The 10,247-nt window shown below is 68.0% G+C and carries 7 protein-coding genes; 5 read left to right on the top strand and 2 right to left on the bottom strand.

Translation table 11 applies throughout. The features are described from left to right. Nucleotides 1-842 (top strand): DUF3089 domain-containing protein (locus tag E8A12_RS22210; protein ID WP_293372978.1); only part of this gene is annotated, 842 nt, incomplete at its 5' end. Nucleotides 843-881: 39 nt separating this feature from the next. Continuing rightward, nucleotides 882-1,889, top strand: a complete 1,008-nt coding sequence (locus tag E8A12_RS22205; protein ID WP_293372976.1) for an NADP-dependent oxidoreductase — start codon at nt 882-884, stop codon at nt 1,887-1,889. On the opposite strand, the gene E8A12_RS22200 is transcribed toward E8A12_RS22205, so the two are convergent. Then, nucleotides 1,886-2,236, bottom strand: coding sequence for a YciI family protein (locus tag E8A12_RS22200; RefSeq protein WP_293372974.1), 351 nt, complete (start codon nt 2,234-2,236; stop codon nt 1,886-1,888). The genes E8A12_RS22205 and E8A12_RS22200 overlap by 4 nt on opposite strands. Nucleotides 2,237-2,303: 67 nt before the next feature. After that, complete coding sequence (gene recG, locus E8A12_RS22195; protein WP_293372972.1) at nt 2,304-4,382, bottom strand: ATP-dependent DNA helicase RecG; 2,079 nt, start codon at nt 4,380-4,382, stop codon at nt 2,304-2,306. A gap of 2 nt (nt 4,383-4,384) precedes the next feature. Between recG and E8A12_RS22190 the strand changes: the two genes are divergently transcribed. The 3 genes from E8A12_RS22190 to E8A12_RS22180 all read left to right on the top strand — a co-directional run. After that, nucleotides 4,385-4,729: a succinate dehydrogenase assembly factor 2 gene (locus E8A12_RS22190; RefSeq protein WP_363212678.1), complete on the top strand. Its 345-nt coding sequence runs from the start codon at nt 4,385-4,387 to the stop codon at nt 4,727-4,729. Nucleotides 4,730-4,757: 28 nt separating this feature from the next. Next, the gene (gene mfd / locus E8A12_RS22185) at nt 4,758-8,210 is read left to right on the top strand and encodes a transcription-repair coupling factor (RefSeq protein ID WP_293372980.1); all 3,453 of its coding nucleotides are present in this window, start codon (nt 4,758-4,760) and stop codon (nt 8,208-8,210) included. A 111-nt stretch (nt 8,211-8,321) separates the two neighbouring features. Then, nucleotides 8,322-10,247, top strand: a 1,926-nt coding sequence (locus E8A12_RS22180) for a histidine kinase dimerization/phospho-acceptor domain-containing protein (protein ID WP_293372970.1), incomplete at its 3' end; no start/stop codon positions are given.

Here is a 10,247-nt window from a genome sequence, read left to right as displayed (position 1 = left end):
CCTTCGAGGGCGGGGCGCAATGGAACGAGCCGATCGGCGACGAGAGGGCCGACAGGCTGTTCCGCCGCGTGATGGCGCCCAACTACGCCGGGCCCTTCGTGCGGATCGGCCGCATCTTCGCGCCGCGATATCGTCAGGCGGGGCTCTACAGCCTCCTGACCCTGCGCGACGACGCCAAGGATGCGCGGCGGTTTGCCTACGGCGACGTGGCGACCGCCTTCCGCTACTGGCGCGACCACGACGGCGGCCAGCGGCCCTTCATCGTCGTCGGCGTCGAGCAGGGCGCAACCCTCGCCGCGCGGCTGGTGGCCGAGGAAATCGCGCCCAACGCCCAACTGCGCGCCCGGTTGGCCGGAGCCTATCTGATCGAGACCGTGGTTCCGGCGACCCATCCCGCCCTGCCGCCGTGCGCCCAGCGGGACGAGGCCGGCTGCCTGGCCGCCTGGGCGAGCGTGCCGTCCAGCGAGCTCGACCGCGGTAAGATCCTGCTGGCGCGCGCCCTCGTCTGGGACGCGAGCGGTGATCTCGTGAACCTCGACGGGCCGGCGCTCTGCTTCAATCCGATCCTCGGCGCGACCACGGACGAACCCGCGCCCGCGCGGATGCATGCCGGCGCGGCCAACGCCACGGGCCTGGAATGGGGCGACCGCCCGGCCTTCCTGGCGCGGCAGGTCTCGGCCCAATGCGAAGGCGGAGTGTTGCGGGTCTCCTCACCGAAATCGGCGTCGCTGCAGCCGTCGGGCTCGTGGACGGAGGAACGGATGGCGCCCACGTTCAACCTCTTCTACGCCGACCTGGAGAACGACGCCCGGGCGCGCTTGGCGGCCTTGACCCGCCGCTGAGCCTGGCGTCCTCGTAACCGCAACAAACGAGGAAACGCCATGGCCGAGATCAATCGCCAGATCGTGCTGGATCGCCTGCCGCAGGGCGACAAGCTGGCGCGCGAGCACTTCCGCCTGACCGAAGGCGCGGCCCCGTCGCCGGGCGAGGGCGAGGTGCTGCTGCGCACCCGCTACATCTCCCTGGACGCCGCCAACCGCGCCTGGATGCAGGGCGCCACCTACCGTTCGGCGCTGAACTCCGGCGACGTGATGGCCGGCGGGGCGCTCGCCGAAGTCGTGGCGTCCAACGTCGGCCACCTGAAGCCCGGTGACGTGGTGTTCGCCGACACCGGCTGGCAGGACTACGTCGTCCTGTCCGGCAAGCGGCTGGAGAAGCTGCCGCAGCTGGAGCCGATGACGCACCTGATGAGCGTCTACGGGATCGCTGGCCTGACGGCCTATTTCGGCCTGCTGGAATGCGGAAAACCGAAGGCCGGGGAAACCGTCGTGGTTTCGGCGGCGGCCGGTTCGGTGGGCTCGATCGTCGGCCAGATCGCCAAGATCAAGGGCTGCCGCGTGGTCGGCGTCGCCGGAGGCGCGGAGAAGGGCCGCTGGCTCGTGGACGAACTCGGGTTCGACGCGGCCATCGACTACAAGGCCGGCGGCCTGCGCCAGCAGTTCAAGGAGATCCTGCCGGAAGGCATCGACGTCTATTTCGACAACACCGGCGGCGAGATCTTCGAGGCCTGCCTGTTCGCCATGAAGAATTTCGGCCGCATCGCCTGCTGCGGCGCCGTTTCGCAATACGATGGCGCAGCCCCGCCGCACGGCCCACGCGGCATCCCCGGCCTGATCGTCACCAAGCGCCTGAGCCTGCGCGGCTTCGTGGTCATGGACTTCGACGACCAGCGCGAGGCGGCGCTGAAGGACCTGCAGGGCTGGGTCGCCGACGGGCGGCTCAAGGTGCAGGAGGACATCATCGACGGCCTGGAAAACACGCCCGCCGCCCTGATCGGCCTCCTGAACGGCGAGAACCGCGGCAAGCGGATGATCAGGGTGCGTGGCTAACCGAAGTCGAGCTCCGGCCGGACTTCGATGGCGCCATGACGGGCCATCGGGATCCCCGCGGCGATCCGCTTGGCTTCCTCCATGTCAGCCGCCTCGATGAAGATGAAGCCGCAAAGGACTTCCTTGGTCTCGGCGAACGGACCGTCGCCGACCAGCAGGCGGTCGCCTCGGACGCGGATGGTGCTGGCCGTATCCACGCCCTGCAACGCCGAGGCGGCGAGGAAGTGGCCGCGGGCCTGGAGGTCGCTGTCGTAGGCGAGCGAGTCGCGGTCGAGCGCGGCCTTGTCCTCGGCGCTGAGGCCGGAAAGCGCGCCGGGCACGGCATAGACGAGGCAGATGTACTTCATGACCGGGGTTCCTTTGCTTGGGCTCGGCCCTAGGTCGAACGGACGCATTGCGATCCGACATTTCCGGCTAGCCGGCGTCGCGTAGTCCCAATCCCGCCTTCCAGTCGAAGAGCTCCTGTAGCACCCTCAGCGCTTTGCCACGCTCGCTCGTGAGGTCCGGATCGCGGCCTACGATCAGCCGCGCGTCGTCGCCGGCCGCGGCGATCAGGTCGCGGTGGGGCCCCAGCACATCGGCGAAGACATAGTCGGGGAAGCCGGACTGCTTGAGGCCTAGCGCATCGCCGCCGCCACGCAGTTCCAGGTCTGTCTCGGCGATCTGGAAGCCGTCGTCGGTGCGGCGCAGGATGTCGAGGCGCTTCTGGGCTGTCTCGGAGAGCGGCGGATCGTAGAGCAGGACGCAGGAGCTCTCGCGGCGCCCGCGCCCGACCCGGCCGCGCAGTTGGTGCAACTGGGCGAGGCCGAAACGCTCGGCCTGCTCGATGACCATGATGGTGGCGTTGGGCACGTTGACGCCGACCTCGACCACTGTCGTGGCGACCAGCACCGAGAGCCTGCCGTCGGCGAACTCGGCCATCACCGCGTCCTTCGCGGCCGACGCCATCTTGCCGTGGATCAGGCCGACGCTTGGGCCAATGGTCTCTTTCAGCTCCGCGGCGCGGGTCTCGGCGGCTTTCAGGTCGATCAGTTCGGATTCCGAGACCAAGGGACAGATCCAGAAGGCTTGGGCGCCGCCCTTCACCGCCTCGCGCAGGCGGGCTTCGACCTCGTCGATCCGGGTCATGGGCGCGGCCCGGGTGGCGACAGGCGTGCGACCCGGCGGCTTCTCGTCGATGCGGCTGACATCGAGATCGCCGTACATGGTGAGTTCGAGCGTCCGCGGGATCGGCGTGGCGGACATGGCCAGCATGTGCACCGCGTGGCCCTTGGTCTGCAGCCTCTGGCGCTCGCTGACCCCGAAGCGGTGCTGTTCGTCGATCACTGCGAACTCCAGCCGATCTAAGGCCACATCGTCCTGGAAGAGAGCATGGGTGCCGACTGCAACCTTGGCCGCGCCGGAGTGTAGCGCCCGCAGCTTCTCCGCGCGGCCCGCGCCTTTGTCGCGGCCGGTGAGCAGGATGACGCCGATCCCATGGGCGGTGAGGGGCCCCGACAGCGTCTCGAAGTGCTGGCGCGCGAGGATTTCCGTTGGCGCCATCAGGGCGCTCTGACCGCCGGCCGCGGCGACGTCGGCCATGGCGCACATGGCCACCACGGTCTTGCCGGAGCCCACATCGCCCTGGATCAGCCGGCTCATCCGCTCGCCGGCGGCGAGGTCGGCGCGGATTTCCGCCAACGCCCGGGCTTGCGCGCCGGTGAAGGCGAAGGGCAGGTCGGCGCGGATCCTGTCAGCGATCTCACTGGCCGGGATCCGCGCGGCCGGTTCCTTGCGCCGCTCGGCCTTGCGCTGGGCCATGGCCAGTTGCTGGGCCAGCAGTTCGTCGTAGGCCAGACGGCGCAGGTGAGGGGCTGTGGGCGAAAGATCGGCCTCGGTCTCCGGGCTGTGCAGGCGGGCGAGCGCTTCGCGCCAGGCCGGGAAGCGTTCGCGGGCGAACCAGGCGGGGTCCTGCCACTCCGGAAGCCCCGGCGCCCGCTCCAGGGCCTCAAGCGCGAAGGTGCGGACGCGCCGCGCCGGCAAGCCCTCCGTCGCCGGATAGATCGCTTCCCGCTCGGGGATCTCGTCGCGCTTGTCGGGAGCGACCATGTAATCGGGATGGACCATCTGGCGGCCGTATTTGTCGTCGTCGACCTTGCCGGAGATGATCCGGAGGGAGCCCGGCGGGTGGCGCTTCTCCAGCTGGTCGGCGAAGCGGCCGAAGAACACCAGGGTCATGAAGCCGGTCGGGTCGCTGACCCGCACCCGCCACGGCTGGGCCTGGCTGCGCGGCCGCTGGTAATCGTCGATGGTGACCTCGAAGGTCATCACCTCGCCGTCCACGGCGCCAGACAGGTCGGCGGGCGTCCGCCGGACGAGCGAATGCGGGCGCAGGAACGCCACATCGCGCACGATAGGCCCCGCCAGTTTCTCCAGAAGGGGAGCCACGCGGGGGCCTACGCCTTTCAGCGTGCTCACGGGGGCGAAAAGCGGGAACAGAATCTCGGGCCGCATGATTGCAGCATAGCCGACTGGCGCTGGCCCGCCGCGCGCTCTATATCCGCCACCTCTTCATGACTGACATGGACGACGCCCGGCTGAAGAAGCTGAGGTTCCGGGCTTGGCGCCGGGGCTTCCGCGAAGCGGACCTCATTCTGGGGCCGTTCGCGGACAAGCACGTCCCGAGCATGAGCGTGGCGGAACTCGATATCTTCGAGGTGCTGCTCGAGGTCCCGGATCAGGACCTCTACGCCTGGATCGTCGGCACGGCCGACACGCCGGCCGAGTTCGATCACGAAATCATGAACCGGATCAAAGCCTTCCGCTTTGAAGTTGGCAAGGGCGAGGCCCGTGGCGGCTGACGGCTCACGGCCCATCAGCGCCGCCGAGATGCGCCGCGTCGCCGAAGACCCAGGCCGCCTCGATCTGGTCGGGGCGCCGGAGGGCTTTGACGCCCTGGTAATGGCCGACATCGTGCGCGCCCGTAAAGGCCTAACGGTCTTCGTAGCGCGCGATGGAACGCGGCTTTCCGCCTTCGCCGAGGCGTTCCGATTCTTCGCGCCCGAGGTCGAGGTCCTGACCTTCCCAGCCTGGGACTGCCTGCCCTACGACCGGATCGGTCCGTCGGCGGGCGTGGCGGCGCAGCGGATGACCACGCTCTCGCGGCTCTGCAGCGGCCTGGATGAGAAGACGCCGCGCCTTCTGGTCACCACGGTCCCGGCCATCGTGCAGCGAGTGCCGCCGCAGGCCGCGGTGCAGCGGGCCGGCTATTCGGCGCGCACCGGCAATATGGTCGAGATCGCCGACCTCGAGACCTATTTCGCCATCAACGGCTACCAGCGCGCTTCGACCGTCTCGGAAAAGGGCGAGTTCGCCATCCGCGGCGGGGTGATCGACGTCTTTCCGCCGTCGGCCGAGGAGCCGGTCCGGCTGGACCTGTTCGGCGACACCCTGGAATCAATCCGCGCCTTTGATCCGGAAACCCAACGCTCGACCCGGCAGCTCAAGGACGTCAGCCTGCTGCCGGTCAGCGAGGCCCTGTTGGACAAGGAAGCCATCGCGCGCTTCCGAACGAGCTATCTGGAGACGTTCGGCGCCGCCGGTGACGATCCGCTCTACGCCACGGTGTCCGAAGGCGGCCGTCGGGCCGGGATGGAGCATTGGCTACCGCTATTCTACCCGCAGCTGGCGACCCTGTTCGACTATCTCCCGCCCGCCTCGGCGATCGTGCTGGACCACCTTTCGCGGGAGGCGCGTGACGAGCGGCTGGCGGTGATCGCCGACGCCTATGACGCGCGCGCCAGCACTGAGCGCCGGATCCATTACCACCCGCTGGAGCCGCACAAGCTCTACCTGACCGCCGACGAATGGCAGGGCGAGCTGGCAAAACGCGCCACCCGCCGGTTCTCCGCCTTCCAGGAGGCCGAGGGCGACACGGTGATCGACATGGGCGCGCGGGCCGGGCGCAGTTTCGCGCCGGAACGCCAGCGCGACAGCGTCAACCTGTTCCAGGCCACCGCCGACCACGCGCGCACCTTGGCCGCGGCCGGCAAGCGGGTGCTGTTCGCCTCATGGTCGGACGGCTCGTCCGACCGGCTGGGATCCATGTTGGCCGATCACGGCCTCACCGACGCGCCGTTCGCCGCCTATTGGGACGCCGCCAAGGCCGCCAGCCCGAAAACCCCGCAGCGGGTGGTGCTGCCGCTGGAGGCCGGTTTCGAGACCGATGCGCTGGCGGTCATCTCCGAAACTGACATCCTGGGCGACCGCCTGTCGCGGCCACGGCGAAAGCGACGCGCGTCGAATTTCCTGGCCGAGGCCTCCTCGCTGACGCCCGGCGACATCGTCGTCCACATCGACCACGGCATCGGCCGCTACGCCGGCCTGAAGACCCTCGACGTCCAGGGTGCGCCGCACGACACGCTGGAACTGCATTACGGCGGCGACGCCAAGCTCTACCTGCCGGTGGAGAACATCGACCTGCTCACCCGCTACGGCGCGGAATCCGAGGGCGTGATCCTCGATCGTCTCGGCGGAGCGGCTTGGCAGGCACGCAAGGCACGCGCCAAGGAACGGCTACGCGAGATGGCCGAGGGACTGATCCGCATCGCCGCCGAGCGGGCCACAAAGACCACCGACCCGATGGAGCCCCCGCACGGCGTGTTCGACGAGTTCTGCGCGCGCTTCCCCTACGAGGAGACCGACGACCAGTTGACCGCCATCGGCGACGTGCTGGAGGACCTGGGCGCCGGCAAGCCCATGGACCGGCTGATCTGCGGGGACGTGGGTTTCGGCAAGACCGAGGTGGCCCTGCGCGCGGCCTTCGTGGTGGCGATGAGCGGCCACCAGGTGGCGATCGTGGCGCCCACGACGCTGCTGGCGCGCCAGCACTACAAGACCTTCACGGAGCGCTTCGAGGGCTGGCCGGTGAAGGTGCGGCGTCTGTCGCGCCTGGTGCCGGCCAAGGAGGCGGCTGAGACCCGCGAGGCGCTTAAGAACGGCGAGGTCGAGATCATTGTCGGCACCCACGCGGTGCTGTCCAAGCAGGTCGGTTTCCGCAACCTCGGGCTGGTGATCGTCGACGAAGAGCAACACTTCGGGGTCAAGCACAAGGAGAAGCTCAAGGAGCTTCGCGCCGACGTGCACATGCTGACGCTGACCGCCACGCCTATACCGCGGACCCTGCAGATGTCGCTTTCCGGCATACGCGAGATGTCGATCATCGCCACGCCGCCGGTCGACCGCCTGGCGGTGCGCACCTACATCACGCCTTGGGACCCGGTGGTGATCCGGGAGTCCCTGCTGCGCGAGAAGTATCGCGGCGGCCAAGCCTACTATGTCGCCCCGCGCATCTCCGACCTGCCGGAGCTGGAGCGGTTCCTGCGCGAACAGGTGCCGGAAGTGAAGTTCGTGGTGGGTCACGGCCAGATGGCGCCGACCCAGCTCGAGGAGGTGATGAGCGCCTTTTATGACGGCCAATATGATGTGCTGCTGTCGACCACGATCGTGGAAAGCGGCCTCGATATCCCGACCGCCAACACCCTGATCATCCACCGGGCCGACATGTTCGGCCTGGCTCAGCTCTACCAGCTGCGCGGGCGCGTCGGGCGAGCCAAGTCTCGCGCCTACGCCTATATGACCACGCCGGCCGAGAAGCAGATCACGCTATCGGCCGAGAAGCGGCTGAAGGTCCTGCAGTCCCTGGATAGCCTGGGCGCAGGCTTCCAACTCGCCAGCCATGACCTCGACATTCGCGGCGGCGGCAATCTGCTGGGCGAGGAGCAGTCGGGCCACATCAAGGAGATCGGCGTCGAGCTCTACCAGCAGATGCTGGAGGACGCGGTCAATGATCTGAAGACCCGCGCGGGCGCCGAGGCGGTCGACAACGACCGGGGCTGGTCGCCCCAGATCAACACCGGCGCGGCCGTGCTGATCCCTGAGGACTACGTGCCTGACCTCAACGTGCGCCTGTCCCTTTACCGGCGGTTATCGGACGCGGAGAGGGCGGCCGATCGCGAGGCCCTCGCCGCCGAACTCATCGACCGTTTCGGGCCGTTGCCGCCGGAGGCGGGGCAACTCCTCAAGGTCGTGGCGATCAAGGGTCTGTGCCGAGAAGCCAACGTCGCCAAGATCGACGTCGGACCGAAGGGCGCGGTGGTCAGCTTCCGCAACGACGACTTCAAGAACCCCATGGCGCTGATCCAGTTCGTGGCAAAGAACCAGGTCGCGTGGCGGGTTCGCCCCGACAACAAGGTGGTGGTGAAGGGCGAGTGGGAGACGCCGGAACAGCGTCTCAACGCCGCCGAGCGGGTGCTGACAGAGCTGGCGCGCCTGGCCGCTTGAGCCTGTTTCCGTCATAGGGCGCAACGTCGCAGACGTGCTGGTCGGGGCCTCAGGTTAAGCCAATCGCAAAGCTTGCGATTTCATAATTGAACCGAGGTGGGGGAACTCGGTTTGACCAAGCGACTGAAATCGCTGTCGCTGTCGCAGAAACTGCTGGGCGGTCTGCTGGCGATCTCGCTCGCATTCACCGCGACTGGCACCATCGCGGCCTTTGTGATGTTCCGCGACCGCGCGGAGCAAATGCGCGTGTCCGACCTGTCGCTCTACGTGAAACAGCGCACCAAGTCCGAACAGGCGATGTTCGAGCAGGTCCGTGGCAAGCATCTGTCGGCGACCATCGCCCTCGAAGAGCGATATGACAATATCGACCCCAAGCAGGCCGTGCGCGACTTCGACCGGCTGTTCCCACTGGAAGCGGATGGCACGCGCCGCAGCGTGCCGGAACTGGCGTCCGGCCTGACCCTCGGTGGCGACCGCCTCTATGGCCTGACGGCCTTCCTGGGGCACGGCGCCGATTTCACCGTCGACGACAAGCGCCTGATTATGGCGATCGCCCGCGTTGTGCATGCCTCGGGCGAGGCTAACCGCGCGATCTTCGACAACTTCTACTTCGCCACGCCCAACAGCCGCCTGGTGATGTTTTCCCCCGATCACGCCGAGAAAATAGCTTTCTACAACCATGACGCCCCGGCCGATCTGAAGCTGGCGACCATGGACCTGGTGCAGATGAGCCTGCCGCAGAACAATCCGCGGCTCGACACCGGCTGCACCAAGCTGACCCCGCTGCTTACCGACCCGACGCACAAGTCGATGGTTTCGGCCTGCACGACCCCGGTCTATCTGCACGGCCACTATGTAGGGGCCTGGGCCGACACCATGCCCATGGGCTCGCACTTCCTGAGCGCCATGCGCGAGGCGATCCCCGGAGCGACCAACCTGATCATCGACGAGCAGGGGTCGCTGATCGCCTATCCCGGCTTCGTCACCTCGAAATATGTCACAGCGCCGGCGATCCAGTCCTATGAGCGGCGCCTGCAACTGCATGACGTAGCCCGCGCGATCCGCGCCCAGGGACGCGAATTCGGCGTGATCTCCAGCCCCGACGGGCAGAACCTCGTCGCCTACGGCCATATCGACGCGCGATGGTACTTCCTGATAACCCTGCCGACGGCGGCGGTGACCAGCGCCGCCTCGCAATCGGCCCTGCCGCTCCTGGCCATCGGCCTCATTGGCGCCCTGGCGCAGGCCGCGTTGATCCTACTCTGGGCGCGCAGCCTGTTCGTAAGGCCGCTGGAGCAACTGGTGCGCGACGCCGCCGGCGCGGAGCCTGACGCCGCCGGCGAACGCTTGGACGCCCGCAGCGACGAGATCGGCGCCCTGGCGCGTGCACTAACCGCCGAACGGGCCACTGCCCAGGCGCTGACCACGGGACTCGAGGATCGCGTGCGCGAGCGCACGGCCGAGCTCGACCGCGCCAACCAGGCGAAGACATCCTTCCTCGCGACCATGAGCCACGAGCTGCGAACGCCGCTGAACGGCGTGGTGGCCCTCTCGCATCTGCTGGCCGAGCGCCAGACCAATCCCGAGGACAGGGAGATGGCGGCGTTGATCATCTCGTCCGGGCGGCTGCTGGAGCAGGTGCTCACCGACATCCTGGATTTCTCCAAGATCGAAGCCGGCCAATTGTCGCTGGATGCGGCGCCCTTTGACCTGGCCGTCTGTGTGCGTCGGGTGGCGGAACTGCACCGCGCAACAGCCGAAGCCAAGGGCTTGACCCTGACCTGGAGTGTGGAGCGGGGCGTGGCTGCTGGCGTGCTGGGCGACGAATTGCGCCTGACCCAGGTGCTGTCCAACTTCCTCTCCAACGCCGTGAAATTCACGGACACCGGGCAGGTCGCCCTGGAAGTCACCGAGGCGGACGGCGGCATGCGCTTTGCGGTGCGCGACAGCGGCATCGGATTCACGCCGGAGGTGGGCTCGCGCCTTTTCCAACGGTTCGAGCAGGCCGACGCCTCCATAACCCGCCGGTTCGGCGGC

The organism is Phenylobacterium sp. (assembly GCF_004799395.1).
Taxonomy (GTDB): domain Bacteria; phylum Pseudomonadota; class Alphaproteobacteria; order Caulobacterales; family Caulobacteraceae; genus Phenylobacterium.
Note: the sequence above shows the minus strand (reverse complement) of the source record. Positions and strands in the feature narration are given on the sequence as shown.